The sequence below is a fragment of the Dickeya oryzae genome (genome assembly GCF_020406815.2).
In the GTDB taxonomy this organism is placed as follows: domain Bacteria; phylum Pseudomonadota; class Gammaproteobacteria; order Enterobacterales; family Enterobacteriaceae; genus Dickeya; species Dickeya oryzae.
Genome location: NZ_CP162670.1, coordinates 2,194,761 through 2,219,644 on the forward strand (window position 1 = coordinate 2,194,761; position 24,884 = coordinate 2,219,644).

Here is a 24,884-nt window from a genome sequence, read left to right on the forward strand (position 1 = left end):
CTGTCATGTCTTTTTACAGGTTGATGAGATGAATGAATTTTCCGTGGTGTGCCGTATTCTCGGCACGCTGTTTAAACGCTCGCCACAGGATCCGCTGTTGGCACCGTTGTTTACCCTGATTGAACAGGGCAAGCTGGCACAACAATGGCCGCTAGAGCAAGATGCGTTGATGGCGCGCTGGCAGCGCAGTATCGATTTACCGGCGATGAGTGCGGATTATGAGGCCTTGTTCGGCGCAGAACCCTCGGTGTCGCCATGGCGTTCCAGTTGGGAGCCGGACGCACCGCAAGCTGAAGTTCGGGCGTTTTTACAACAGCGCGGTATGCCATTAGGCGAAGGGCCGGTCGACCACTTTGGCGCATTGCTGCTGGCCGCATCCTGGCTGGAAGATCAAGCGCAGGAAGATGAAACGGCAGCGCAGTCAGCGTTTTTCGATAACTATCTGTTGCCGTGGAGCGATCGTTTTCTGGGCAAGGTGGAAAGCCATGCCACGACGGCGTTTTATCGTACGCTGGCGATTATTTGCCGTGAAGCGCTGGAAGCGATGCGTGACGAACTGGCAGAAGCAGAAGGCGACGAAACGGATGATGAGTCGTCTGAAGAATGAAAAACGGGTGGCGCATGCCACCCGCTTTCTTGTCTGTAGAAAACCCCAGCCTGGCTGGGCGTTCCCCATTTAATCGGTCAACATGATAACCAACTGACCGGGTTTTACCTCGATACCTTTAGCCAACTTTTTCGCCAGTGCCTCTTTGTTACTGTGCTCCGGATTCAGCACATAGGCGGGCTTCTGGTCAAAATAGCTCTTCAGCGATTGGTTCAGGTAGGGCGTCAGCGTTTGCATCACCGTTTGTAATTTTTCCGGCTGAACGCTGTAATCCACCAGCTCCATATCTTTCAGGTAGATGGCACCTTCATCCTTGTTGAATACTGGCTGGGCTTTGAGCGTCAGCTTCATGTCTGCCTGCTGTTTTCCCAGCAGGGAACTGATATCCACTTTCGCGTTGCCGCTCAACGTGACTTTGCCGGGTTCCGTGCGACCAATTTGGCTTGCCAGGTCAGTCAGCGTAATGTGTGCGTCCACCACACCGGGAACACCCAGTTGCTTCTGGTAGTCATTATGCTGTTGCAAATACTGATTGATTTCCTGCTCGCTCAGGCTGTATTGCGCCAACTGGTTGCAACCGCTGATGAGTAACGTCCCCAACAGCGCCAGAGCGGCCAGTCCCGATTTTCTCATTGTTATAACCTCTTGTTTTTCGTAATGGACCCCGCCGTGCGAGGCCTGTCGGCAGGGTGCGTTATTCCGCTGATATCGCCAATCGGAATACACCTAAACGCCGCCGTCGGGCGGCGGCGCCAGGGGTTATTGTGCCTGTTCGATCAGCAGGTCGATGTTGGCAAGCTGAGACATTGTATCGCAGTAGGTGGCGACAGCCGCCGGGACATTGACGTCAGCAACAATGGTCAGTGAACGCAGCAAGGGGAACAGGTTGATATCATCCAGTGACAATGTGCCATTGCAGGCCTGTGACGAGACAATTAACGGGGCCAGTGCCTGCAGATCACTTTCCAGCTGTTTTGTCAGGGTATCAGTCTGGCTAAAGTGGGTAGCAAAGCTGCCGATTTGTCCCTCTTTTTTGTTGATGAAGTAATTACGACCGGCTTCTGTCGCGAATTCCTCAAAGTCAGCCTGGGAGAAACGGGGAATCAGCAGACGTGGTGCGTAGTCGTACACGCCACGAATCCAGGCATCAATCGCCGGATTAGTGGTACCGGTCAGCACCGGTTTACCGTCCAGCTCATCAACGTATTTCACGATATCCAGACTTTCCGGCATATAGCTGCCGTCCTCTTTTTGCAGAATCGGCACCATTTTCTGACCGACCATCGAAATCGGCGTGGTTTCGTCATCGTTGGATAACACGCACAGTTCCACCGGTAACTGCTTCAGACCGAAAATCATGCGTGCCTTCACGCAGAAAGGACAATGTTCATAAATAAACAGTTTCATACCGGAACTCCTAGGGTTGATCAGCGTCGCATCGGACGCAACTGTGATGGTGGTGTCGAAGGGGATTATCTATTGTCAGCGTCGGCTCGTCCATGCGCAATGTGTGCTGCAACAGCTGGAAATTGAAGATAAAAACAGGGCGATGCGACGCCCCGTTCGTGATGTGGAAGCAACCCGCGATCAATGCTCGCTCAGCATGGCCGGTTCGATACGTCTTAAGTGGAACTGCCAGTAGAGGGCCGCCAGAGTCAGCATGCCGATGATACCCAGCATGCACCAGGGTAAGGCTGGCTGGCCGAGCGCCTTTCCGGTATCAAACAACCAGCCGCCGCCGCTGTAACCCAGCGCGCCGCCCAGTGCCAGCCCCATACGGCTAAACCCCATGTAGCTGCCGCGAGCGCGGGCATCGGACAATGATGCCCCCAGCGTTTCCCGCGCCGGTTCAGCAATGATAGAGCCAATATAAAACAAGGCGATTAACCCTAACAGCCATTGCAGGCTGGTGACCATCCCCATCGGAATCAGGCTCAGGGTCATGATGAACAGCCCGAACATCAGCCGTTGTTCCAGTCGAAACCGTTTTTCGCTCCAGCGGGCGACGGGGTAAAGCAGCGTCAGCGACAGCGCGGCTTCGATTGCGTACATCCATTTTACCGCAGACGGCGAGCCAGCCAGTTCATTGACCATGATCGGCATCATCAACAGTACCTGCACACCTAACATGAAATAGCCGGTCAGCGTCAGTACATAGACCACAAAACGCCGGTCGCGCATGACCCGCATCATGCCTTCGCGGATTGGGGTACGGGTGGTGGAAATACGATAAGCGGGTAATAGCAACGCATTCAGCAAGGCCACCAACACGAATACGCCTGCGCCGACCCAGCACACCACGGAAAAGTTGTATTGCATCAGCCAACTGCCGATGAGCGCGCCGATCACCGCACCAGCGTTATCCTGCATCATTAACAAGGAGAAGAAGCGACTGCGTTCATGGGGGCGCGTCAGCTTAATCACCATGGCGTTACGGGGTGGTTCGAACAGCGTCCCGCCCAGTGCGGAGAGCACGCAGGAGAGCATCAACATCAACGGGGTCGTTGCCAGCGCCATGAACGCAAAGCCAGAGGCACGCAACAGCATGCCGGTGACGATCATCGGTTTGGCACCGAAACGATCGGCGATGGCACCGCCGAAAATACCGAGTCCCTGTTGGGTGAACTGACGCAGGCCGAGCGCAATCCCGACGGTGAGCGCAGCCCAGCCAAGTTGATCGACAAAACGGATGGAAATGAGCGGGAACACCACAAAGAAACCCAGTATCACCAGCATGTTATCCAGCAACAGAAAATATTTACCCAGGCTGCGAGCCTGTGCCATCAACGACATGTTTCACCACGAGGCAGAAAGAGAGGAAGGTAAAAGATAACCATTCCATTCTCTCGCCGATTGCGTGATGGCGATAGGGGATCCTGCTAATAAATTTTTTTATCGTTCAACTGTTATCTGACGAACAATTTAAGAAAAAAAGTCATGACGGCGTATCGATTGTGCAATAACTCAGCGGTCATGATTTTACGCTATGGAATTTATAGGGTTATAGTAAGCGCTATGGGTTGTTTATCCTGTGGCGACGTTCGTCGGCGTTGATCACATTAATAAAAGTTATTCATCGATAATCCGTCACCTGAGGGGGAAGGCATGTTTGGCTATCGCTCAACGACACCCAGAGTCCGCTTGACTACGGATCGGCTGGTGGTCCGTCTGGCGCACGAACGCGATGCCTGGCGTCTGGCTGAGTATTACGCAGAAAACCGTGATTTTTTGAAACCCTGGGAGCCGGTGCGCGATGCCAGCCATTGTTACCCTTCTGGTTGGCAGGCGCGGTTAAGCGTGATTTGCGATATGCACAAACAGGGCAGCGCCTACTACTTTCTGCTGCTGGACCCGGATGAAAACGAGGTGCGTGGCGTCGCGAACTTCAGCAATGTGCTGCGCGGCTCTTTTCACGCCTGTTACCTCGGCTATTCGCTGGGCCAAAAGTGGCAGGGACAAGGCATGATGTATGAGGCGCTGCAATCTGCGCTGCGTTACATGCAACGCCAGCAACATATGCACCGTATTATGGCTAACTACATGCCGCACAATCAGCGCAGCGGTAACCTGTTGGCGCGTTTGGGGTTCGAAAAGGAAGGTTACGCCAAGAATTACCTGTTGATTGATGGTAAATGGCAAGATCACGTGCTGACTGCCCTGACTAATAATGAATGGACGCCGATGCGTTAAGTGCACGCCGCTACGGATCCGAATGAGGATAAGCCCATGAAATACCAATTGACGCCCCGCGAAGCGCGGATTATTGGCTGCCTGCTGGAAAAGCAGGTGACCACCCCGGAACAGTATCCAATGTCCCTCAATGGGCTGACCGCCGCGTGTAATCAGAAAACCAACCGGGAGCCGGTCATGGAACTGAGCGAAAGCGAGGTACAACAAACGCTGGATTTGCTGGTGAAGCGGCATTTTCTGCGTACCGTCAGCGGTTTTGGCAACCGGGTGATGAAATATGAACACCGCTTCTGTAACTCGGAATTTGGTGATCTGAAGTTTTCAACCGCTGAAGTGGCACTGGTCACGACCTTGCTGTTGCGGGGCGCTCAGACGCCGGGTGAACTTCGTACCCGTGCGGCTCGTTTGTACGAGTTTGCCGATATGGACGAGGTGGAGAACGTCCTACAGCACCTGCAACAGCGGGAAGACGGGCCGTTTGTTGTGCGACTGGCGCGGGAACCGGGTAAGCGTGAAAGCCGGTTTATGCATCTGTTCAGCGGCGAGGTTGATGACGCGGTGTCGTCTTCTGAGTCGGATGAGACGTCCGCATCGGTAGATGGCTCATTGGTCGCACGGGTGTGCGCGCTGGAAAATGAGGTGGCTGAACTGCGTGCGCAACTGGCGGCGTTACAGGCACACCTTGCCTGATACCATCCGGATAAGTGGGAAGGCGGGAGAACAGCATGACGCTTTTGCGTATTGGTGTGGTGGGGTTAGGGGATATCGCCCGTAAAGCCTATTTACCGATTTTGTCCCAGGCCACCGACTGGCAACTGGTGGGGGCCTGGTCGCCGGGTCAGGCGCGCGCCCGACAGGTATGTCAACAATACCGTATAACCTGCTTTTCCTCGCTGGCTGAATTAGGTCGCCAGTGTGACGCGGTATTTGTGCACAGCAGTACCGCCAGCCATTACGAGGTGGTGAAAACCCTACTGCTGGCGGGTAAACACGTCTATGTGGATAAACCGCTGGCGGAAACGCTGGCGCAGGCGGAAGAGCTGGTCGCGCTGGCTGCCAGCCGTAACCTGCTGCTGATGGTGGGGTTCAACCGCCGTTTTGCGCCGCTCTACCAACGGCTGCGACAGCAGCAGACTGTGCCGGATAGCCTGCGCATGGAAAAGCATCGTGTTGATAATGTTGGCCCGCAGCCGTTGGCGTTTTCGCTGTTGGATGACTATTTGCATGTGGTGGATACCGCACTGTGGCTGGCTCAAACACCGGATACGACCGCCACGTTGTGCGCTGGCCGGATACGGTGCAATTCGCAAGGGCAGATGGTGTACGCCGAACACCAGTTCCAGACCGCGCATACCCTGATCACCACCAGCATGCATCGCCAGGCGGGTAGCCAGCGGGAAAGCGTTCAGTTGATCAATGACGGCGGCTGGTATCAGGTGGATAACCTGCGGGAATGGCGTGAAGAACGCGAGGGGGTCGTGGTACTTCGTCCCGCGCCTTCCTGGCAGAGTACGCTGGAGCAGCGTGGTTTTACTGGCGCTGTCCGACATTTTATTGAAGCGGTGGTTTCACAGACGCCGCCGTTGACCTCAGGCGATCAGGCGTTGTATGCACAGCGGTTGATCGACTCGCTGCTGAGAGAATGCTGAAAAAAGCAGCGACCATCGGGTGCCTATGTGGCTATTGACGGTACAATCGACTAGGCTGTGTGCCGCGATAGCTGTGCCTGACCGTCAGTGTTGTGGCTGTCGGCATGACGTATCGCGGGCGGTGTGACCGTCGTGGACATGGCGGCTGAGCTGGTTTTGCCCTGCCATCTCTCTCTTTCCCATAGTCAGAACAACTGAATGAATCTACTGAAATCATTGGCTGCGGTCAGTTCCATGACCATGCTTTCCCGTGTGTTGGGCTTTGTGCGTGATGCCATCGTCGCTCGCGTGTTTGGTGCTGGTATGGCGACCGACGCCTTTTTTGTGGCGTTCAAACTGCCCAATCTGTTACGACGTATTTTTGCCGAAGGCGCGTTTTCCCAGGCATTTGTGCCCATTCTGGCGGAGTACAAGAGCCAGCAAGGCGAGGAGGCAACGCGCACCTTTTTGGCCTATGTCGCCGGGATGTTGACGCTGATTCTGGCGCTGGTCACGGTTGCCGGGATGATTGCCGCGCCTTGGGTCATTATGGTGACGGCACCGGGTTTTGCCTCCACGCCGGAGCGTTTCGAGCTGACGTCGGCACTGTTGCGGGTGACCTTTCCTTATATTCTGCTGATTTCACTGACGTCGATGGTCGGGTCGGTTCTCAACACCTGGAACCGTTTTTCCGTGCCAGCGTTTGCACCGACCTTATTGAACGTCAGCATGATCGGTTTTGCATTGCTGGGTGTGCGTTGGTTTAATCCGCCGGTGATGGCGTTAGGCTGGGCGGTGGTGGTCGGCGGGGTACTACAACTGGGCTATCAATTGCCGCATCTGAAGAAAATCGGCATGTTGGTATTGCCCCGCATCAAGTTTCGCGACCCTAGCGTCAGCCGGGTAATGAAGCTGATGGCACCCGCCATTCTCGGTGTGTCGGTCAGCCAGATCTCCTTGATCATCAATACTATTTTTGCTTCATTCCTCAGTCAGGGTGCGGTTTCCTGGATGTATTACGCGGACCGTTTGATGGAGTTCCCATCCGGTGTGCTGGGTGTGGCGCTGGGGACGATTTTGTTGCCCTCGCTGTCGAAAAGTGTCGCCAGCGGCGATCACCAGGAGTATTCCCGGTTACTGGATTGGGGGCTGCGGCTTTGCTTTCTGCTGGCGTTGCCCGCCACCGTCGCACTGGGGTTGCTGGCTAAACCGCTGACCGTTGCGTTATTTCAGTACGGTAAATTCAGCGCCTTTGACGCGATGATGACCCAGCGGGCGCTGGTAGCTTACTCCATCGGGCTGATGGGCTTGATCCTGGTGAAGGTGCTGGTGCCCGGATTTTACGCCCGGCAGGACATTAAAACGCCGGTAAAAATTGGTATCGCGACACTGGTGATGACCCAACTGATGAACCTGATGTTTATCGGTCCGTTGCAACATGCCGGGTTGTCGCTGTCGATTGGTCTGGCATCCTGCATCAATGCCGGGTTGCTGTTCTGGCAATTGCGTCGTCAGCGCCTGTTTGCACCGCAGCCCGGCTGGACGATATTTTTGGTTAAAATGGTCACGGCCGTTGTTGTCATGTCGCTGGTGCTGCTGGCGCTGAACCTGTGGATGCCCCCCTGGGCGCAAGGCAACATGACGGAGCGCCTGCTGCGCTTGTTGTTTGTGGTAGTCGTGGGGGCTTGCAGCTACTTTGCTTCACTGGCTGTATTGGGCTTTCGTCCGAAAGATTTTTCTCGCCGCAGTCTCTGATCCTTTCTCTTTTTCTTGCTCGCTCTTGCGTTCTGCAGGTGGTCTGACCCACCGCCTGCAGCGGATTTCTGCTTTTCAGGGTTCCATTTTTATTCTGACGTTTCCTAAAAAAATAGCACATCAACTGACTTTTAGCCTTTTGTTTAGCTTTTCTGATCAGTTAAGCCGAAAGCTTCACAAATAACCTATTCAGTAAAGATCTGGTTTTAATCGATCTTCGTTGAAGGAATGTTTTTTATATTACTGTTTTGTAAGTAGATTCCCGTAATGATGTAACACTTGTTGCCGATAACGAGTTATCAGCGCAACACGGCTGATGCTTTAAATAAAAACACGATAACCTTTAGTAAACAAAGGAAAAAAAGATGACAATTTTCCAAAAGCTAGCGATAGCTATCATGATTTTCGTACTGGCGCTCATTGCGGTGGGTGGGTACGGCATTAAGGCACTCGGGGATTCGAAAGATAGAGTGGAATACGTGACAGGGAATACGCTGCCTAGTCTGACATTATTATCTAACTCAAACATCAACATACGGGAAGTTAGGGCAACACTTTCCACTCTGCCACTCGTTGAAGATCAGGAGCAACGCACAACTCAACTGAAATCGGCTATGGACAAGTTGGCCAGCGTGGATAAGTTCATGGCGGATTATAAGCAGAACTACATTGCTGATAGCCGCGATGCGCAGATGACGGATAATACGATTCAACTGCTGGTGTCTTATCGTCAGAACATTGAGAACCTTTATAAGGGCGGCACTATCCAGAAAAGCACCGATGCGGCAGCGGAGAGCGCCAAAAAGCAAACAGAGCAGGCGGTGATTAAATCCTTGCAAGATCAGCGTGAATACAACCTGACGCTGGCTTCTGCTCAGGAAAAAGCCAATGAGGAGAGCTATGACAGCACGTTATATACGCTTATCAGCCTGATCGTTGTTTCAGTCGCGGTAGCGGGCACGCTGGCGTTGATGATCCTGCTTTATGTCCGTCGTAGCCTTAACCACTTGCAGCATACTTTGCTGACGATTAGCGACAGTCTGGATCTGACGCTGCGGGCGGATGATAGTCATCATGATGAAATCGGTAAAACCGCACAGGCACTGAACAGCCTGACTGAGCGTTTTGCGACGGTGCTGGCAGATGTGCGTACGGCTAGCGAGAGCGTGGCGACGGCATCTAACGAAATAGCCGCCGCCAATATCGATCTTTCCGCACGTACTGAAGAGCAGGCGGCATCACTGGCGCAAACCGCCGCCAGCATGCACGAAATTTCCTCTACCGTAGAAAGTAACGTCGAAAATGCCCGTCAGGCCAATAGTCTTGGTCAACAAGCCGCAGATGCCGTTGCCCATGGTGATGACTCGGTGGAACGCATGATGCAGGCGATGAAGGCGATTGCTTCCGGTTCCGAAAAAGTCGCAGAGATCACTACGCTTATCGAAGGTATCGCTTTTCAGACGAATATTCTGGCGCTTAACGCCGCAGTGGAAGCGGCACGTGCTGGTGAGCATGGACGTGGTTTCGCCGTGGTAGCAGGCGAGGTGCGCACGTTGTCTCAGCGCTCGTCTTCCGCAGCCAGAGAAATTAAAACGCTCATCGATAATGCTATTGGGGCAGTGAAAAACGGGTCGCAGCAGGCTGATGATGTGCGCGATGCCATCAGCAATGTCAAAACCTTGATCACCAATGCATCATCACTGGTAGGGGAAATGTCGCTGGCATCGGAAGAGCAAAGTCGTGGCATCAGCCAGATCAACGTGGCGATTAACCAGATGGAAGCTGTCACGCAGCAAAACGCCGCTATGGTGGAAGAGGCATCATCAGCAGCAGAATCACTCAATGATCAGGCGGTGCGGTTGCGTCAATTGGTAGAGATCTTTCGGTTGAATGCAGGCGGGGAACGTCAACAATTTGGCGAGGTATCCGCACCCCGGTTGTCTGTTGGGATGAGATAACGGTTAACGACAATCGAATCGTGTCCTGGGATGAGACTGGCCGACATCACGTAGTGGATGTCGGCCAGGGTTCGGATAATTACATCTTCTCAACGGTCTGGATGCCGAGCGTATCCAGGCCGGTTTTCAGCGTTTTCGCGGTCAGCTGTGCCAGTTTGAGACGGCTCTGGCGAGTACTGTCGTTGTCAGCATTGAGAATAGGGCAGTTTTCGTAAAAACCGGAGAACAACCCAGCCAGGTCGTAGAGGTAAGCACACATCACATGCGGCGTACCGTCGCGGGCTACGGTCGTTACTGTCTCTTCAAACTGCAGCAAACGGGTCGCCAGCGCCTGTTCGTGTTCAGCGCTCAGCACGATAGGCTGAGTCAGGCTGCTTTCTTCCACGCCAGCACGTTTGAAAATAGACGACACGCGAGTGTAAGCGTACTGCATATACGGCGCAGTGTTGCCTTCAAACGCCAGCATGTTATCCCAGTCGAAAATGTAGTCGGTGGTGCGGTTTTTCGACAAGTCAGCGTATTTGACCGCGCCGATGGAGACCACTTGCGCCAGTTGTTCCAGCTCAGTACGTTCCATTTCCGGATTTTTACCAGCAATCAGCGTCAGTGCACGTTCGTAGGCTTCATCCAGCAGTTCGGACAATTTGATGGTACCACCCGCACGGGTTTTAAACGGTTTGCCGTCTTTACCCAGCATCATGCCGAACATGTGGTGTTCCAGGCTGACGGATTCCGGCACGTAACCGGCTTTGCGTACGATGCTCCAGGCCTGCATCAGGTGCTGATGCTGGCGAGAATCGATGTAATACAGCACACGGTTGGCACCCAGCTCTTCGTAGCGGTATTTGGCACAAGCGATATCCGTGGTGGTGTAGAGGTAGCCGCCATCCTTTTTCTGGATGATGACACCCATCGGTTCGCCTTCCTTGTTTTTGTATTCATCCAGATAGACCACGATGGCACCTTCGCTCTCTTCTGCCAGCCCTTTGGCTTTCAGGTCCGCGACGATGTCAGGCAGCATGGCGTTATAAAGGCTTTCACCCATGACATTCTCTGGCGTCAATGACACATTCAGGCGGTCATAACTGCGCTGGTTCTGCACCATGGTGATGTCGACCAGTTTGCGCCACATTGAACGGCAGTACTCATCGCCACTTTGCAGCTTCACCACATAACCACGTGCCCGCTCAGCGAACGCTTCATCGTCGTCGTACTGTTTTTTCGCTTCGCGGTAGAAGGCTTCCAGATCAGCCAGCTCCAGGTCCTGGGTACTGTCATTTTGGACATCTTCCAGATGCGCGATCAGCATGCCAAATTGTGTCCCCCAGTCGCCGACATGGTTGGCACGGATAACGTGGTGACCGAGGAACTCCAGCGTTCGCACGGCCGCATCACCGATGATGGTGGAGCGCAGGTTGCCGACGTGCATCTCTTTTGCAACGTTGGGGGCGGAATAGTCAACGACGATAGTTTGCGGCTCAACCGGTGAAACACCCAGTTTGGGTGCTGTCAGCGCGTGTTCCAGTTGGGCAGACAACCATTGAGGATCGAGAAAGATATTGATGAAACCGGGACCGGCAATTTCTGTCTTGGCTGCAATGCCATCCAATTGCAGTGTGTTAACGACTTTTTCGGCCAACTGGCGAGGTGGCACGCCTAATTTCTTGGCGGCAGCCATGATACCGTTTGCCTGATAATCACCAAATTGCGCTTTTGCTGACTGGCGAACCATTGCTTCGCTGTCAGCGGGTGCGCCCGCCGCAATCATTGCCTGATGGACTTTTTCTGAAAGAAGAGCCTGAATATTCACCGGTTTACCCTAAATGACGAATCAAGCCTTTCTTTATACCATATTTGGGTGGTGTAGTCAGCAGAGCAGCATAACAAGCGCCCCGGGCGGGGCGGCAATAAAAATAAATACAGTGCCTGATAATGCGGCAAGATACTTGCTGTCATTATCGATAGTCAGAATTAAGGTAAAACATACGGCTTACCGACAAGCCGGAATAATGAAGGGAGGGGATTATAAAAAAAACTTAGCGCCGTTTGTGTCGGCGATCCGTACTCAGGCGTGTGCTCTGTATCGTTTTGAAATGGCGGAACAGAGAATAGCCAGCAATGACAACCAGCATAGAGAACGTTATTAGCAACATGATGAATGCCCTTCAGTCATTTAGTGGAAAGTGGGTAGTTTCGAAGTTATCTGCTTTTCGTTTATTTCTCAATGTTACAGAGAATATTTAAGAATACTCTCATCGGGTTTTTAAAGTCATTTAAAATCAATTAATTGTAATTTATATTATATTTCTTTCATTTTGTTAATGGTGCCTGTTGGTATTATTGTTTGATTGAAATGAAGTTTGTCCAACATTGTCAATGATGACATGAAAAGACAAGAATAGGGGGCTAATGTCAGCATTGTTTGATACAAAAAGCGGAAAAAAGACGGCGGTTATTCTGCCTATGTTAAATTATACTGAATAAACTTTTTATTCAGGCTAATGAGGAAATAATGACCGCTCTGTTACCGTCGACGCTTCCCCCCTCCTTAATGAATGATCTTTCCCGCTTTACGATAGAACTCCAGCAACTCGCGCAACAGCTTGAGCTTGATCTGGCTGCGTTTGAAGCCGACCACATATCCCTGCGTTGTCATCAAAACAGTACGGCTGAGCAGTGGCGTACCGCATTACTGGCTTGTGGCACGTTGTTATCGGAAAACGTGATTAATGGCCGAACAATTTGTCTGTTCACGCTGCACCAGCCATTAATCGTCGGACCGTGGCAGATTGACTGCGTGGAGTTACCGTGGCCAGGCAATCGGCATTATCCGCATGAAGGGTGGGAGCATGTGGAATTGGTCTTGCCCGGCGACCCGGCGACACTTCATCCCCGAGCACTGGCCTGTTTGTCGGATACGGCCCTGACCGCGCCCGGGATTAAACTGAAATTCAGTCATCCCCAGGGTGAGCATGAACGATTGCCCAACCCGACGCTGGCAGTGACCAATGGTCGCATCACGTTAAAATTCCATCCCTATCGTATTCAGGACATCGTAGCCAGCGAACAGTCAGCCATCGAACAGTCGACCCGTCAGTAGGTTAAGTCCCGCTACATGCTATGCAACCCACTGCGCATATATAACAAACGTTATGCCATCAATGACATGTTCGTGGTGGCTGGCAAGGGATCGGTAAACTGTGTGGCGCGTCATATTCCACATGTAAATGCTGTCACCAGTGTGACATGCCTCTCTTCGCCACCAGCGAGGGGATGCCAGTATTAGGCCGTATGCCATACGGTCAACTCATTATGAGCGGGCAATTGTTTCGGAAAGTCTGGTGTTTTTCCGATTTGGTTATTTTTTCTAAGGAGGGGGTATGCCGATGTTGGAGGTCTGCTGTTACAGTCTGGACTGCGCACTGACGGCACAGCAGGCAGGTGCGGATCGAATCGAGCTCTGTGCTGCACAGCGTGAGGGAGGCTTAACGCCGGGGTACGGTGTGCTGCGCTGTGCACGGGAAATGTTGTCTATCCCGGTACATCCGATGGTTCGACCGCGTGGGGGAGATTTTTGCTATAGCCAGCAGGAATTCAACGCCATGCTGTATGACATTGATCAGATTAAGGCGATGGGGTTTCCTGGGTTGGTCGTCGGCGTTTTGGATGAGGAAGGGCACATCGATATCGCGCGGATGCGGCAGGTGATGGCGCGGTGTGATGGGCTGGCCGTCACATTTCATCGTGCATTCGATATGTGCCTGAATCCCCGTCTGGCGCTGAATCAACTGACGGATTTGGGGATTGCCCGGGTACTGACATCCGGGCAACAGCAAAGTGCCGAAAATGGTTTAACGCTATTACGGGAACTTAATGAGGCCAGTTGTGGTCCAATCATTATGGCTGGGGCTGGGGTGCGTTTGACTAATTTGCACAAGTTTCGCGCCTGCGGCATTCAGGAGTTACATACATCCGCAGGCCAGTGGCTACCATCGCCGATGCGTTATCGTAAATTAGGCGTCACGCTCTGCTCTGAAACCGACATGGATGAGTTCCAGCATTACTGTGTTGATGGCGATGTCGTCGCGGCCATGAAAAACGCGTTGAGCCCACAGATGGCTCCCTCTGCGACATCCGCTTCCTAGGTGGTACCCCGTGGGGTGGGCACCATCAGGTATTCTTCCGATGCCCTTTGCCGCGCAGCATTCCTTTTTCGGTCTGCTTGCGAGTACCAGGCCCCGACGACTTTGTCGGGGCTTTTTTTCTGCTATAAATTGCATTGTAGCCGTTCGCGTAATGTGGGGTTGGTGCGACGATTATTCCGCCATCGAACGTGATCCATACCCAAAAATGCGCTGAATTGTTATGCGCTTATCTTTTATCATTCTAAGCCGGTGATATGCTGCTTACTATCTCAACAGTCAAAAGGAATCCTGTTATGCGTGGAGTCGTTGTGCATCATGAGCATCGCATTGGTCTCATCGTTATCCGCGATCCTGAAGAGCGGTTTATCGTTGCCAAATTGCTGGATATTTATGAGGTGGAAAGAGGAGACACGGTAACCGGTGATTTTCATACCGTTGGTAATACGACGCTTTTTAATGAAACCAGCAATCAGGACATTCAGGTCGAGATCCAGAGTACTGATATGACCGAAGAGACGGCCATTGATATGATCGTCAAGCATCGCAACTGACATTCTGTGCAGTGTGGGGCGGCGAGATTATGCCAGTCGGTATTGGGGCTGGCATGTCGCGCCGCTCTGTTTTTGTATATCGGGTTGCCCGGTCAGGGTTTGCGTGCAACCAGTACCGCACGTAAAGGCGCAGGATAGCCTTCGACTGTCTTGCTGCGGTCATGTGGATCAAGAAAGTCCGCCAGTGACCCGGTTGTCATCCAGTCGGTGCGGCGTTGCTCTTCCAGCGTCGTCACGCATTGATCCACGATACGGATGTCGACAAAACCGCATTTTTCCAGCCAACGGGCAAGTGCGGCAGCCGAAGGCAGGAAATAGACATTGCGCATTTGAGCGTAACGCTCGCCCGGCAGCAGCACCGTATTCTCATCGCCTTCCACCACCAGGGTTTCCAGCACCAGTTCTCCGTCGGTAACCAACTGATTTTTGAGCTGCCAGAGGTGGTCGAGCGGTGAACGCCGGTGGTACAGCACGCCCATCGAGAATACGGTATCAAATGCCGCCAGTGCCGGGAGTTGTTCAATGCCCAACGGCAGCAGGTGCGCACGTTGATCGTCACCCAGCAGCTTGCGTACCGCTTCAAACTGACACAGAAACAGTTGCATCGGGTCGATGCCGACGGCCAGTTTGGCACCGGCACCGATCATGCGCCACAAGTGATAACCGCTGCCGCAGCCCACATCCAGAATCAATCGGTCCTGCAAGGGGCTGATATGTGGCAAGACGCGATCCCACTTCCAGTCAGAACGCCACTCGGTGTCGATAGTGACGCCATAGAGCGAGAACGGCCCTTTGCGCCAGGGCATCAGATTGCGCAACAGGCGCTCAACACCCGCTTGCTGACGCACCGACAACGGCGTGTCCAGACTGGCGGTCACGCCGTGGGTGAGGTCGAGCTGGTCGGGCGTCAGCACAGGCAAATGTGAAACGCTATTGAACCAGTGCTTGAACTCGCCGTGCAACGACTCCTGCTGCCATTGGCTGATCTGGGGTGGCAGCGTGTTGAGCCAGTGGCTAAGCGGCCCTTTGGCGATCAGTTGATAGAAATTACCGAAATCGATCATGGTTGTGGCCCCGCTTTTAGCGCTAGCAAAGAGCCGAAGTTGAAGCACTGAAACCACACGTCGTTGTGTGCAAAGCCTGCCTCACGCAGCCGGGCTTTATGGGTATCAACCGAATCGGTGAGCATCACGTTTTCCAGCATGCTGCGCTTTTGGCTGATTTCCAGCTCGCTGTAGCCGTTGGCGCGTTTGAAATCCAAATGCATATTGAAGAGCAATTCGCCGATAGAAGCATCATCAAAACTGAATTTCTCCGATAGCACCAGCGCGCCACCGGGACGTAACCCTTGCCAGATACGTTTTAGCAGCAGCAAGCGCTGTTCTGGCGGGATAAATTGCAACGTAAAATTGAGCACGACCAGTGACGCATTTTCAATGTCGATATCCAGAATATCCGCTTCGCGTACGTCTACGGGGGTCTCGGCACGGAACGCTTCAATATGGCGGCGGCAGCGTGCCACCATCGCCGACGAATTATCCACAGCGATGATACGGCAACCCGGCACATGAATGTTGCGACGCATCGACAAGGTGGCCGCTCCCAGAGAACAGCCAAGGTCATAGACCTGGGTGTCCGCCTGAACAAAGCGCTCCGCCAGCATGCCGATCATGGAAATAATATTCGAATAGCCAGGAACAGAGCGCTGAATCATGTCTGGAAACACTTCAGCGACGCGTTCATCAAACGTCCAGTCACCCAGATTGGCGATGGGCGCGGAAAAAAGCATATCGCGGTTTGACATAGCAGGAAACATACATACAGGGAAGAACAGGCGCGCATTCTAGCAGAAAGATGACACAAAGATGTATGAGAGAAAGGCGGTAAGACATCACTATAAGCGGGCAGGGATGCCTTACCGTGAATAACCAATAGGGTTAACGCAGGGTCAGTATCAACTCCCAGGGCAGATAATAGAGGTTGAACAGGATCATTAGCAGTAACGACACATACGTGGCCATCATGCCGGAACGTCGCCAGTTCAACTCGCGATGGCGCAGGCCATAATAATGGCACAGCCGACCAAGCAACAGCATAATGCCGCACAGATGAATCATCGCATTCATGGCTCCGTTCATCTCCATCAGTACCAACAGCAGGCCACCGATGGGGATGTATTCGACCGCATTGCCGTGAACGCGAATGGCTGTCTGTAACTCGTAAAACCCACCGTCGCCGTAAGCCACCCGGTATTGCATCCGCAGTTTTACGACATCAACTGATAATTTCACTAACAACAATGCGCTGAGCACCACATAAAGCGCGCTTACCATTTTTTACTCCATTGCCTGACCAGAAACGGCAGCTGTTATCATAACGTGTCTGTTGAACGCATAACACGAAGATATTGTAGGTAAAATTGTCGGATATCCAATTCCGTTAATAAGAAATTGTGATAGAAGCCAACGACAGCAATCATGGGTCCGAGTGCCGAAAAATGCGCTAAAACAGTTACTTCAAGGCATCATCTTCAAAAAACTATTTTCAATACACGCTTTTTAAAACGCTATGCGTTAAGCCGCAGGTTTTAAAAGAGCGAGGTCTGCTGCGGCCAGTCGGGGCAGGGCGGCATGCTGGGAATCACGGCGCTCAGAAGCGGCCATAGCCGTTGCGCCAGCTCAGGGGCGCTGGCGGTACCTGCTGTGTGGATAAACAGATAAGGCGAGTGTGATTGCCACTGCGCCAGTTTGTCTATCCACGGTGTAAACCAGCGGAGATTGTCGTCGGCGTCTTCATTACCAATAAACCGAATTAAAGGGGCATCGGCAGTGCGCACCACATGGAGTGGTACCTTGGGTTTCTTGCGTTGAGCATCGCGCAGTACCTCGCTGACTGGTGCGGCATGGTGCACTGGTCGGCTGTCCATAATAACCCGGTTCAGGCCGCGTTGATGCAACCCTTGGTTGATACGGCGTTCATCGTCACCCTTAGCGAAAAACAGTGGGTGACGCACCTCGACCCCGTAGCAAAACCCTGTGGGCAGTGTATCCAGGAATTGCCACAGCGTTTCTTCCTGGTCGGGGCCAAACGCGGACGGCAACTGTAACCACAGTTGCCCCAGGCGAGGGTGCAGAGGTTCAAGACAACGAAAAAACTCGGTCACTTGCTGCTGGCAATGGCGTAAACCGGCCTGATGGCTAATGGCAGCGGGAAATTTGAAACAGAAGCGGAAATCATCATGGGTCATGTCGTGCCAGCGCAATACTGATTCGGCCGACGGCAACGCATAAAAGGTGGTGTTTCCTTCCACGCAGTTGAAATAGCGGGCGTAATCCGCCAGATCGCGCAGGCCCAGCCGGGTCCAACCCGGATGCTGCCACTGCGGTAAACCAATATACATAAGCCCTTGTCCTGATAGGTTTCTCTGCGAACCAACATCCTGATGTCATCCACTTTTATGGCGATGGATGTAACAGGGTTTTAGCATAATAACTCGCAATTGTGTAACCAGCAGGCAAATGCACGGCAAAAAACAAAAAAGAGTATGCGGGGCGGCCCGCAGACCGCTACCATCATACTTATCGTTGTGGGGAAATTCCTTTATAATGCCCCCCTTTTTTCATTGGACTGTAATCCAGAAAAACCATGCCGACCGGTTCACCGATTCTTATCGTTGCCATTTGGCAAGCGAAACAGAGCACCGGCGGCGGTGTAAAAGGACATCGTAATGCGTACTGAATATTGCGGGCTGTTGAATTCGTCCCATGTGGGCCAGGAAGTGACGTTGTGCGGTTGGGTTAATCGTCGCCGCGATCTGGGTGGGTTGATTTTTATTGATATGCGCGACCGCGAAGGTCTGGTGCAGGTGTTCTTCGACCCGGACCGTCAGGAGGCATTCAATCTGGCTTCCGAGCTGCGTAACGAATTTTGCATCCAGCTGACTGGTGTGGTGCGTGCCCGTCCGGACACTCAAATAAACAAAGACATGGCGACCGGTGAAGTAGAAGTACTGGCGACAGCACTGACTATCATCAACCGTGCTGAACCGCTGCCGCTGGACTCTAACCAGAACAATACCGAAGAAGCGCGCCTGAAATACCGCTACCTTGACCTGCGCCGCCCTGAGATGGCTCAGCGTCTGAAAACCCGCGCCCGCATTACCAGCTTTGTACGCCGCTTCATGGATAGCCACGGATTCCTCGATATCGAAACGCCGATGCTGACCAAAGCCACACCGGAAGGCGCTCGCGACTATCTGGTGCCAAGCCGTGTGCACAAAGGTAAATTTTACGCGTTACCACAGTCGCCACAGCTGTTTAAACAGCTGCTGATGATGTCTGGGTTTGACCGTTATTATCAGATAGTCAAATGCTTCCGTGACGAAGACCTGCGTGCCGACCGTCAGCCAGAATTCACCCAGATCGATGTGGAAACCTCGTTCATGACCGCGCCACAAGTGCGTGAAGTGATGGAAAAACTGGTGCGTGAGCTGTGGCTGGAAGTGAAAGGGGTGGATCTGGGCGATTTCCCGATCATGACCTTCGCAGAAGCCATGCGCCGTTTTGGTTCCGACAAGCCCGACCTGCGTAACCCGCTGGAACTGGTGGATGTGGCTGACCTGCTGAAAGATATCGATTTCAAAGTCTTTTCCGGTCCGGCCAACGACCCCAAAGGTCGCGTAGCCGCGATTCGTGTGCCGGGTGGCGCGCAGTTGAGCCGTAAGCAGATAGATGAATACGCTAAATTTATCGAAATCTACGGCGCTAAAGGGCTGGCTTATATCAAGGTTAACGAGAAGGCTAAAGGGCTTGAGGGTATCCAGAGCCCGGTAGCCAAGTTCCTGAATGACGGCATTCTGGCCGCCTTGCTGGAGCGTACTGCTGCCGATGACGGCGATATTCTGTTCTTTGGTGCTGATAGCGCGAAAGTGGTCACGGACGCACTGGGTGCGCTGCGCCTGAAGCTGGGCCGTGATCTGAAGATCACCAATGAAAACAGCTGGCAGCCGCTGTGGGTCATCGACTTCCCGATGTTTGAAGATGACGGCGAAGGCGGTCTGGCCGCGATGCATCACCCGTTTACGGCACCGCGTGATATGTCTCCGTCGGAGCTGAAAGACAACCCGACAGCCGCTATCGCTAACGCTTACGACATGGTGCTGAACGGTTACGAAGTCGGTGGTGGTTCCGTGCGTATCCACAACGGTGAGATGCAGCAGACGGTGTTCCGTATTCTCGGTATCGACGAACAGCAACAGCGCGAAAAATTTGGCTTCCTGCTAGATGCCCTGAAATTTGGTACGCCGCCGCATGCCGGTCTGGCGTTCGGGCTTGATCGTCTGGTGATGCTACTGACCGGTACCGACAATATCCGTGACGTGATTGCCTTCCCGAAAACCACAGCGGCAGCCTGCCTGATGACCGAAGCGCCGAGCTTCGCGAACCCGTCTGCGCTGGAGGAGTTATCCATTGCGGTGGTGGGTAAGGGCAAAGCCGCGCAGGATGCAGAGAATCAGTAAGATGAACTATAAGCGACCTGTCTCGGTGTTGGTGGTGATTTATGCCCAGAACACGGGGCGGGTGCTCATGCTTCAGCGGCGTGATGATCCGGATTTCTGGCAGTCGGTTACCGGTAGCCTGGAAGAGGATGAAAGCGCGCGATGTGCCGCACAGCGTGAAGTGAAAGAAGAAGTTAACATCGACATCGCCGCTGAGGCGTTGTCGTTGTTTGACTGTCAACGCAGTGTGGAATTCGAGCTTTTTGCTCATTTGAGACGTCGCTATGCCCCAGGCGTGACGCATAACCTGGAACACTGGTTCTGTCTGGCGTTGCCCGATGAGCGTCAGGTAGATATCAGTGAGCATCTGGCTTACCAATGGCTGGATGCACCCGATGCGGCGCGGTTGACCAAATCCTGGAGCAACCGGCAGGCGATTGAAGAATTTGTTATTTGTCCAGCCAGGCCCTGACCGCTTTTGGGGTGCTGCAATGCGGCGACCCGATAACGTTAGGGAATAACAGGCTTTTTTCGGAGATTTTTATGGCAGGTCATAGTAAGTGGGCCAACACTAAACATCGCAAGGCGGCACAGGACGCTAAACGCGGTAAAATTTTCACCAAGATTATCCGCGAACTGGTTACCGCGGCCCGTTTAGGCGGCGGCGATCCCGGTTCTAACCCACGTCTGCGTGCTGCTATCGATAAAGCGCTGTCCAACAACATGACGCGCGATACCCTGAACCGGGCAATCGCGCGTGGTGTGGGTGGCGATGAAGAAGCCAACATGGAAACCATCATTTATGAAGGTTACGGTCCTGGTGGTACAGCGGTGATGGTGGAATGCCTGAGTGACAACCGTAATCGTACGGTATCTGAAGTGCGTCATGCCTTTACCAAATGTGGTGGTAACCTGGGAACCGACGGCTCTGTGTCCTATCTGTTCTCCAAGAAAGGCGTGATTTCTTATGCACCGGGTCTGGATGAAGATACAGTGATGGATGCAGCGCTGGAAGCCGGTGCTGATGACGTGGTGTCCTATGATGATGGTGCCATCGACGTGTTTACGCCGTGGGAAATCTTCGGTCAGGTAAAAGATGCGTTGGATGCCGCGGGTCTGGTGTCTGAGGCGGCTGAAGTCTCGATGATTCCGTCTACCAAAGCGGATATGGATGCAGAGACAGCACCGAAACTGATGCGCTTGATCGACATGCTGGAAGATTGCGATGACGTTCAGGAGGTTTATCACAACGGTGAGATCTCCGACGAGGTAGCGGCACTGCTGTAATGGCAGTCCCTTCCTTTCTACCGGTGACTGGGGAAGAACGATGAGCATTATTCTCGGTATCGACCCCGGTTCCCGCGTGACCGGCTACGGCATTGTTCGTCAGCAGGGGCGGCAGATAAGCTATCTGGGCAGTGGATGTATTCGTACTGCGGTGGATGATCTACCTACGCGTCTTAAGCTGATTTATGCTGGTGTTAGCGAAATCATCACCCAATTTCAACCCGACTATTTCGCTATCGAGCAGGTGTTTATGGCTCGCAATGCGGATTCGGCGCTGAAACTGGGGCAGGCACGCGGTGCGGCCATTGTTGCAGCGGTAAACCAGTCTCTACCGGTATTTGAATACGCCGCGCGGCAGGTGAAGCAAACAGTGGTTGGCACGGGGGCGGCGGAAAAAAGCCAGGTGCAACACATGGTGAAAACGCTGCTCAAGCTGTCGGCTAATCCGCAGGCAGATGCTGCTGATGCACTGGCGATTGCCATCACCCATTGCCATTTTAGCCAGAATCTTTCACGTATCAGTCATGACAAACTGACGCTGGCGCGTGGACGAATTCGTTGAATGGTGTGATGTTTTAACCCCGGTTGCCGTTTGACTGCACCATAACGTTTGTCAGACGGCAGCCTGATTCCTCTTCTTTCTTTTCCGCTATTCCTGATACGCATCGTTGGCGTTTTATGTTCGCCCATGCTTCATGACCATGAATGTAACGTCTTCTTTGTACAACCACGCCCTGTTTTGATCTGGGATAACACAGCGGTGTATGAACAATTCATAAAATCTCATACCCGCAATTTACCCGACGGCAATGACCCGCCGGATCGATACAGAGATATTGTTATGATGTCTTCTCTTCTCAAAAATAACCCACGCGCTGTGGTCATACTGAGCGCGCTGGGTGTGGTCAATATAGTGGTGTGGTTACTGGCATGGGGTATGTTTCACAATCAAACTGCACTGATGGCGACGTGTCTGTTAGCCTGGTGCTATGGCCTGCGCCATGCGGTGGATGCAGATCATATTGCCGCCATCGATAACGTTACCCGAAAAATGATGCAGGAAGGAAAGATGCCATTAGGCGTCGGAGCCTGGTTTTCGCTGGGGCACTCTTCCATTGTAATCCTGGCATCGCTGGCGCTGGCAGCCACGGCGGCGGCCTTGCAAGATGACATGGCGTGGTTTCATGAGATTGGCGGTGTTATCGGCACCTCGGTTTCTGCCGGTTTCTTGCTGCTGATGGCTCTGGTGAATTTGGTGATTTTGCGTGGTGTCTGGCAGCGTTTTCAGCAGTTCAAGCAAGGCGGGGGGATACTAGGCCAGACTGACGCGGTACCCACTACAGGCGTTATGGGATGGTTATTCCGCGCCACGTTTCGGATGGTGAATAAAAGCTGGCATATGTATCTGGTCGGTTTGTTGTTTGGTTTAGGGTTTGATACCGCTACCGAAATTGGCGTGCTGGGGATTTCCGCTGCGGGGGCATCGCAAGGAATGTCTATCTGGTCAATCATGATTTTCCCGGCGTTATTTACCTGCGGCATGGCATTGGTGGATACGTTGGATAATGTGCTGATGGTGGGGGCCTATGGTTGGGCGTTCAGCAAACCACAGCGCAAGCTTTACTATAACCTGACGATTACGGCGACATCGGTGGTGGTAGCCGTCTTTATTGGTGGTATGGAGGCGCTCGGGTTGCTGGCGGATAAACTGGACCTGCATACCGGGTTTTGGAGCCTCATCGATGCGTTCAATGAACAACTGGGTAATGCCGGATTTTATGTGGTCGCGCTGTTTATCGCATGTTGGGTTGTCTCGTTGTGTAATTATCGCTGGCGCAATTACGACGCCATTAATAGCCAGGCAGTGTAATTAGCTAGCTGACTGGACGATCTCATCACCAATTTCTCCGGTGTTTCGCGGTTTTCATACCGTCACCGGAGAATGCTCACTGCCCTGTCTGATATCTGGATATGCATCCAGCTTTTCTGTATCCGCCTTTTTTTTTGTGTTATAAGCTATACGCCACGTTTACGTCAGCCAGATTAAGGAAAACATCACGTGATAGGTCGTCTCAGAGGCATCGTATTGGAAAAACAGCCGCCACTGGTACTGATTGAAGCCAGCGGTGTCGGATATGAAGTGCATATGCCGATGACCTGCTTTTACGAATTGCCGGATCTCGGTCAGGAAGCGGTGATTTTTACCCATTTTGTGGTGCGTGAAGACGCGCAACTGTTGTTCGGTTTTAACAATAAACAAGAACGCTCTTTGTTTCGTGAGCTGATTAAAGTCAACGGCGTAGGGCCGAAGCTGGCGCTGGCGATCCTGTCCGGCATGTCGGCACAGCAGTTTGTCAGCGCGGTGGAACGCCAGGAGATTAACGCACTGGTGAAATTGCCGGGCGTCGGCAAGAAAACCGCCGAGCGACTGGTCGTGGAAATGAAAGATCGCTTTAAAGGCCTGAATGGCGATTTGTTTAATGCCGCCAGTGATATTGCCTTGCCGACGGCAACCGGGAATGCAACACCGGAAGCGGATCCGTTGGCGGAGGCTGAAGCCGCATTGGTCGCGCTTGGTTATAAACCGCAGGAAGCGAGCAGAATGGTGAGCAAAGTGTCTCGTCCGGGCGCTGACTGCGAAACCCTCATCAGGGATGCGCTACGCGCTGCGTTGTGAGGTATATATGATTGAAGCCGATCGTCTGATTTCACCTGCCGCGGTATCCGATGAAGAGATACTGGATCGCGCCATTCGTCCTAAGCTGTTGTCGGAATATGTCGGACAGCCGGTGGTGCGCGAACAGATGGAGATTTTTATCGAGGCGGCCCGCAAACGAGGTGATGCACTTGACCATCTGTTGATTTTCGGCCCTCCGGGGTTGGGGAAAACCACACTGGCGAATATTGTCGCCAATGAAATGGGCGTCAATCTGCGCACGACTTCCGGGCCGGTATTGGAAAAGGCAGGTGATCTGGCGGCGCTGCTGACTAACCTTGAACCACACGATGTGCTGTTTATCGATGAAATTCATCGACTGTCACCGGTCGTGGAAGAAGTGCTCTATCCGGCGATGGAAGATTATCAGTTGGATATCATGATAGGTGAGGGGCCGGCGGCACGTTCTATCAAGCTGGATCTGCCGCCTTTCACGCTTATCGGCGCGACAACCCGTGCGGGTTCGCTGACATCACCGCTACGAGACCGTTTTGGCATTGTGCAGCGGCTTGAGTTCTACCAGGTGGCTGATTTACAGCATATCGTGCAGCGCAGTGCGCAATGTCTGGGGCTGGATATGACGGATGACGGTGCGCTGGAGGTAGCCCGCCGGTCACGCGGTACGCCACGTATCGCCAACCGATTGCTGCGCCGGGTACGGGATTTCTCCGAAGTGAAATCAGACGGCGCAATTTCAGCAACGGTCGCGGTGCAGGCGTTGGACATGCTGGCGGTCGACTCCGAAGGTTTTGATTATATGGACCGCAAACTGCTGCTGGCGGTTATCGATAAATTTATGGGCGGTCCGGTGGGGTTGGATAATCTGGCGGCGGCTATTGGTGAAGAACGCGAAACCATTGAGGATGTGCTGGAGCCTTACCTGATTCAGCAGGGTTTTTTGCAACGCACGCCACGGGGGCGTATTGCGACGCAGCATGCCTATCGCCATTTCGGACTCACTCGTGAACACGGCGAGTAAACAGGACAAGACGATATAGTCAGCCACCTCTATCCGTTATTGCCGCCAGTTTATAAGCTGGCGGCAACGCT

Annotated in this window: 24 protein-coding genes; 16 read left to right on the forward strand and 8 right to left on the reverse strand. The window is 53.1% G+C overall.

The features are described 5' to 3' along the window. The first annotated feature begins 28 nt into the window (after nt 1-28). On the forward strand, nt 29-607 hold the full coding sequence (locus LF929_RS09645) for a molecular chaperone (RefSeq protein ID WP_038914032.1): 579 nt from the start codon (nt 29-31) through the stop codon (nt 605-607). 69 nt (nt 608-676) lie between these two features. Here LF929_RS09645 and LF929_RS09650 read toward each other — a convergent pair whose 3' ends face one another. The 3 genes from LF929_RS09650 to mdtH form a co-directional block, all read right to left on the reverse strand. Then, nucleotides 677-1,240, reverse strand: coding sequence for a lipoprotein (locus tag LF929_RS09650; RefSeq protein ID WP_016941208.1), 564 nt, complete (start codon nt 1,238-1,240; stop codon nt 677-679). 126 nt (nt 1,241-1,366) lie between these two features. Further along, on the reverse strand, nt 1,367-2,014 hold the full coding sequence (gene grxB, locus LF929_RS09655; protein WP_019844994.1) for a glutaredoxin 2: 648 nt from the start codon (nt 2,012-2,014) through the stop codon (nt 1,367-1,369). 180 nt (nt 2,015-2,194) lie between these two features. Continuing rightward, a complete protein-coding gene (gene mdtH, locus LF929_RS09660; RefSeq protein ID WP_038904484.1) occupies nt 2,195-3,400 on the reverse strand; it encodes a multidrug efflux MFS transporter MdtH in 1,206 nt (401 codons plus the stop codon). A 312-nt stretch (nt 3,401-3,712) separates the two neighbouring features. Between mdtH and rimJ the strand changes: the two genes are divergently transcribed. The 5 genes from rimJ to LF929_RS09685 all read left to right on the forward strand — a co-directional run bounded on the left by rimJ (nt 3,713) and on the right by LF929_RS09685 (nt 9,638). Next, nucleotides 3,713-4,297: a ribosomal protein S5-alanine N-acetyltransferase gene (gene rimJ / locus LF929_RS09665; protein WP_013317780.1), complete on the forward strand. Its 585-nt coding sequence runs from the start codon at nt 3,713-3,715 to the stop codon at nt 4,295-4,297. A gap of 36 nt (nt 4,298-4,333) precedes the next feature. Beyond that, entirely contained in the window at nt 4,334-4,987 is a 654-nt protein-coding gene (locus tag LF929_RS09670) for a YceH family protein (protein WP_226092576.1), read from the forward strand. 35 nt (nt 4,988-5,022) lie between these two features. Continuing rightward, nucleotides 5,023-5,946, forward strand: coding sequence for a Gfo/Idh/MocA family protein (locus LF929_RS09675; RefSeq protein WP_038908098.1), 924 nt, complete (start codon nt 5,023-5,025; stop codon nt 5,944-5,946). Nucleotides 5,947-6,144: 198 nt separating this feature from the next. Next, complete coding sequence (murJ, locus tag LF929_RS09680) at nt 6,145-7,680, forward strand: murein biosynthesis integral membrane protein MurJ (protein WP_226092575.1); 1,536 nt, start codon at nt 6,145-6,147, stop codon at nt 7,678-7,680. Between the two features lie 365 nt (nt 7,681-8,045). Continuing rightward, entirely contained in the window at nt 8,046-9,638 is a 1,593-nt protein-coding gene (locus tag LF929_RS09685; protein ID WP_038908095.1) for a methyl-accepting chemotaxis protein, read from the forward strand. 79 nt (nt 9,639-9,717) lie between these two features. On the opposite strand, the gene argS is transcribed toward LF929_RS09685, so the two are convergent. Continuing rightward, nucleotides 9,718-11,448, reverse strand: a complete 1,731-nt coding sequence (gene argS / locus LF929_RS09690; protein ID WP_226092574.1) for an arginine--tRNA ligase — start codon at nt 11,446-11,448, stop codon at nt 9,718-9,720. A gap of 702 nt (nt 11,449-12,150) precedes the next feature. On the opposite strand from argS, the gene LF929_RS09695 reads away from it, so the two are divergent. From LF929_RS09695 to LF929_RS09705, 3 genes are all read left to right on the forward strand, one after another. Continuing rightward, nucleotides 12,151-12,738: a VOC family protein gene (locus LF929_RS09695; protein WP_226092573.1), complete on the forward strand. Its 588-nt coding sequence runs from the start codon at nt 12,151-12,153 to the stop codon at nt 12,736-12,738. A 280-nt stretch (nt 12,739-13,018) separates the two neighbouring features. Then, a complete protein-coding gene (gene cutC / locus LF929_RS09700) occupies nt 13,019-13,783 on the forward strand; it encodes a copper homeostasis protein CutC (RefSeq protein WP_226092572.1) in 765 nt (254 codons plus the stop codon). Between the two features lie 254 nt (nt 13,784-14,037). Next, on the forward strand, nt 14,038-14,334 hold the full coding sequence (locus tag LF929_RS09705; RefSeq protein WP_038904472.1) for a hypothetical protein: 297 nt from the start codon (nt 14,038-14,040) through the stop codon (nt 14,332-14,334). Between the two features lie 92 nt (nt 14,335-14,426). On the opposite strand, the gene cmoB is transcribed toward LF929_RS09705, so the two are convergent. The 4 genes from cmoB to LF929_RS09725 all read right to left on the reverse strand — a co-directional run bounded on the left by cmoB (nt 14,427) and on the right by LF929_RS09725 (nt 17,734). Then, nucleotides 14,427-15,398, reverse strand: a complete 972-nt coding sequence (cmoB, locus tag LF929_RS09710) for a tRNA 5-methoxyuridine(34)/uridine 5-oxyacetic acid(34) synthase CmoB (protein WP_016941239.1) — start codon at nt 15,396-15,398, stop codon at nt 14,427-14,429. Then, on the reverse strand, nt 15,395-16,138 hold the full coding sequence (gene cmoA / locus LF929_RS09715) for a carboxy-S-adenosyl-L-methionine synthase CmoA (RefSeq protein WP_038908071.1): 744 nt from the start codon (nt 16,136-16,138) through the stop codon (nt 15,395-15,397). Before cmoA ends, cmoB begins: the two co-directional genes overlap by 4 nt. A 133-nt stretch (nt 16,139-16,271) precedes the next feature. Then, nucleotides 16,272-16,667, reverse strand: coding sequence for an MAPEG family protein (locus tag LF929_RS09720; RefSeq protein ID WP_012884874.1), 396 nt, complete (start codon nt 16,665-16,667; stop codon nt 16,272-16,274). A 254-nt stretch (nt 16,668-16,921) separates the two neighbouring features. Next, nucleotides 16,922-17,734: a DUF72 domain-containing protein gene (locus LF929_RS09725; protein WP_210175694.1), complete on the reverse strand. Its 813-nt coding sequence runs from the start codon at nt 17,732-17,734 to the stop codon at nt 16,922-16,924. Between the two features lie 327 nt (nt 17,735-18,061). On the opposite strand from LF929_RS09725, the gene aspS reads away from it, so the two are divergent. The 7 genes from aspS to ruvB all read left to right on the forward strand — a co-directional run bounded on the left by aspS (nt 18,062) and on the right by ruvB (nt 24,813). Next, complete coding sequence (gene aspS, locus LF929_RS09730) at nt 18,062-19,852, forward strand: aspartate--tRNA ligase (protein ID WP_038908069.1); 1,791 nt, start codon at nt 18,062-18,064, stop codon at nt 19,850-19,852. 1 nt (nt 19,853) lies between these two features. Beyond that, on the forward strand, nt 19,854-20,303 hold the full coding sequence (nudB, locus tag LF929_RS09735; RefSeq protein WP_210176781.1) for a dihydroneopterin triphosphate diphosphatase: 450 nt from the start codon (nt 19,854-19,856) through the stop codon (nt 20,301-20,303). Nucleotides 20,304-20,374: 71 nt separating this feature from the next. Then, nucleotides 20,375-21,118: a YebC/PmpR family DNA-binding transcriptional regulator gene (locus LF929_RS09740; RefSeq protein WP_016941244.1), complete on the forward strand. Its 744-nt coding sequence runs from the start codon at nt 20,375-20,377 to the stop codon at nt 21,116-21,118. Nucleotides 21,119-21,158: 40 nt separating this feature from the next. Continuing rightward, the gene (gene ruvC / locus LF929_RS09745) at nt 21,159-21,680 is read left to right on the forward strand and encodes a crossover junction endodeoxyribonuclease RuvC (protein WP_016941245.1); all 522 of its coding nucleotides are present in this window, start codon (nt 21,159-21,161) and stop codon (nt 21,678-21,680) included. Between the two features lie 279 nt (nt 21,681-21,959). After that, nucleotides 21,960-22,988: a HoxN/HupN/NixA family nickel/cobalt transporter gene (locus LF929_RS09750; RefSeq protein ID WP_226092571.1), complete on the forward strand. Its 1,029-nt coding sequence runs from the start codon at nt 21,960-21,962 to the stop codon at nt 22,986-22,988. A gap of 189 nt (nt 22,989-23,177) precedes the next feature. Further along, the gene (gene ruvA, locus LF929_RS09755; protein ID WP_226092570.1) at nt 23,178-23,795 is read left to right on the forward strand and encodes a Holliday junction branch migration protein RuvA; all 618 of its coding nucleotides are present in this window, start codon (nt 23,178-23,180) and stop codon (nt 23,793-23,795) included. A 7-nt stretch (nt 23,796-23,802) separates the two neighbouring features. After that, nucleotides 23,803-24,813 (forward strand): Holliday junction branch migration DNA helicase RuvB, encoded by a 1,011-nt coding sequence (ruvB, locus tag LF929_RS09760; protein WP_020477026.1) that lies wholly within the window; start codon nt 23,803-23,805, stop codon nt 24,811-24,813. Nucleotides 24,814-24,884: the final 71 nt, after the last annotated feature.

Bases quoted from the DNA above. Each gene is read 5' to 3' on its own strand.
- rimJ (WP_013317780.1), top strand. From the start codon at position 3,713: ATGTTTGGCTATCGCTCAACGACACCCAGAGTCCGCTTGACTACGGAT.
- cmoB (WP_016941239.1), bottom strand. From the start codon at position 15,398: ATGATCGATTTCGGTAATTTCTATCAACTGATCGCCAAAGGGCCGCTT.
- aspS (WP_038908069.1), top strand. From the start codon at position 18,062: ATGCGTACTGAATATTGCGGGCTGTTGAATTCGTCCCATGTGGGCCAG.
- LF929_RS09685 (WP_038908095.1), top strand. From the start codon at position 8,046: ATGACAATTTTCCAAAAGCTAGCGATAGCTATCATGATTTTCGTACTG.
- LF929_RS09645 (WP_038914032.1), top strand. From the start codon at position 29: ATGAATGAATTTTCCGTGGTGTGCCGTATTCTCGGCACGCTGTTTAAA.
- cmoA (WP_038908071.1), bottom strand. From the start codon at position 16,138: ATGTCAAACCGCGATATGCTTTTTTCCGCGCCCATCGCCAATCTGGGT.
- murJ (WP_226092575.1), top strand. From the start codon at position 6,145: ATGAATCTACTGAAATCATTGGCTGCGGTCAGTTCCATGACCATGCTT.
- LF929_RS09750 (WP_226092571.1), top strand. From the start codon at position 21,960: ATGATGTCTTCTCTTCTCAAAAATAACCCACGCGCTGTGGTCATACTG.
- grxB (WP_019844994.1), bottom strand. From the start codon at position 2,014: ATGAAACTGTTTATTTATGAACATTGTCCTTTCTGCGTGAAGGCACGC.
- LF929_RS09740 (WP_016941244.1), top strand. From the start codon at position 20,375: ATGGCAGGTCATAGTAAGTGGGCCAACACTAAACATCGCAAGGCGGCA.
- LF929_RS09725 (WP_210175694.1), bottom strand. From the start codon at position 17,734: ATGTATATTGGTTTACCGCAGTGGCAGCATCCGGGTTGGACCCGGCTG.
- ruvB (WP_020477026.1), top strand. From the start codon at position 23,803: ATGATTGAAGCCGATCGTCTGATTTCACCTGCCGCGGTATCCGATGAA.
- LF929_RS09695 (WP_226092573.1), top strand. From the start codon at position 12,151: ATGACCGCTCTGTTACCGTCGACGCTTCCCCCCTCCTTAATGAATGAT.
- ruvC (WP_016941245.1), top strand. From the start codon at position 21,159: ATGAGCATTATTCTCGGTATCGACCCCGGTTCCCGCGTGACCGGCTAC.
- LF929_RS09705 (WP_038904472.1), top strand. From the start codon at position 14,038: ATGCTGCTTACTATCTCAACAGTCAAAAGGAATCCTGTTATGCGTGGA.
- cutC (WP_226092572.1), top strand. From the start codon at position 13,019: ATGCCGATGTTGGAGGTCTGCTGTTACAGTCTGGACTGCGCACTGACG.
- nudB (WP_210176781.1), top strand. From the start codon at position 19,854: ATGAACTATAAGCGACCTGTCTCGGTGTTGGTGGTGATTTATGCCCAG.
- LF929_RS09675 (WP_038908098.1), top strand. From the start codon at position 5,023: ATGACGCTTTTGCGTATTGGTGTGGTGGGGTTAGGGGATATCGCCCGT.
- LF929_RS09670 (WP_226092576.1), top strand. From the start codon at position 4,334: ATGAAATACCAATTGACGCCCCGCGAAGCGCGGATTATTGGCTGCCTG.
- mdtH (WP_038904484.1), bottom strand. From the start codon at position 3,400: ATGTCGTTGATGGCACAGGCTCGCAGCCTGGGTAAATATTTTCTGTTG.
- LF929_RS09650 (WP_016941208.1), bottom strand. From the start codon at position 1,240: ATGAGAAAATCGGGACTGGCCGCTCTGGCGCTGTTGGGGACGTTACTC.
- LF929_RS09720 (WP_012884874.1), bottom strand. From the start codon at position 16,667: ATGGTAAGCGCGCTTTATGTGGTGCTCAGCGCATTGTTGTTAGTGAAA.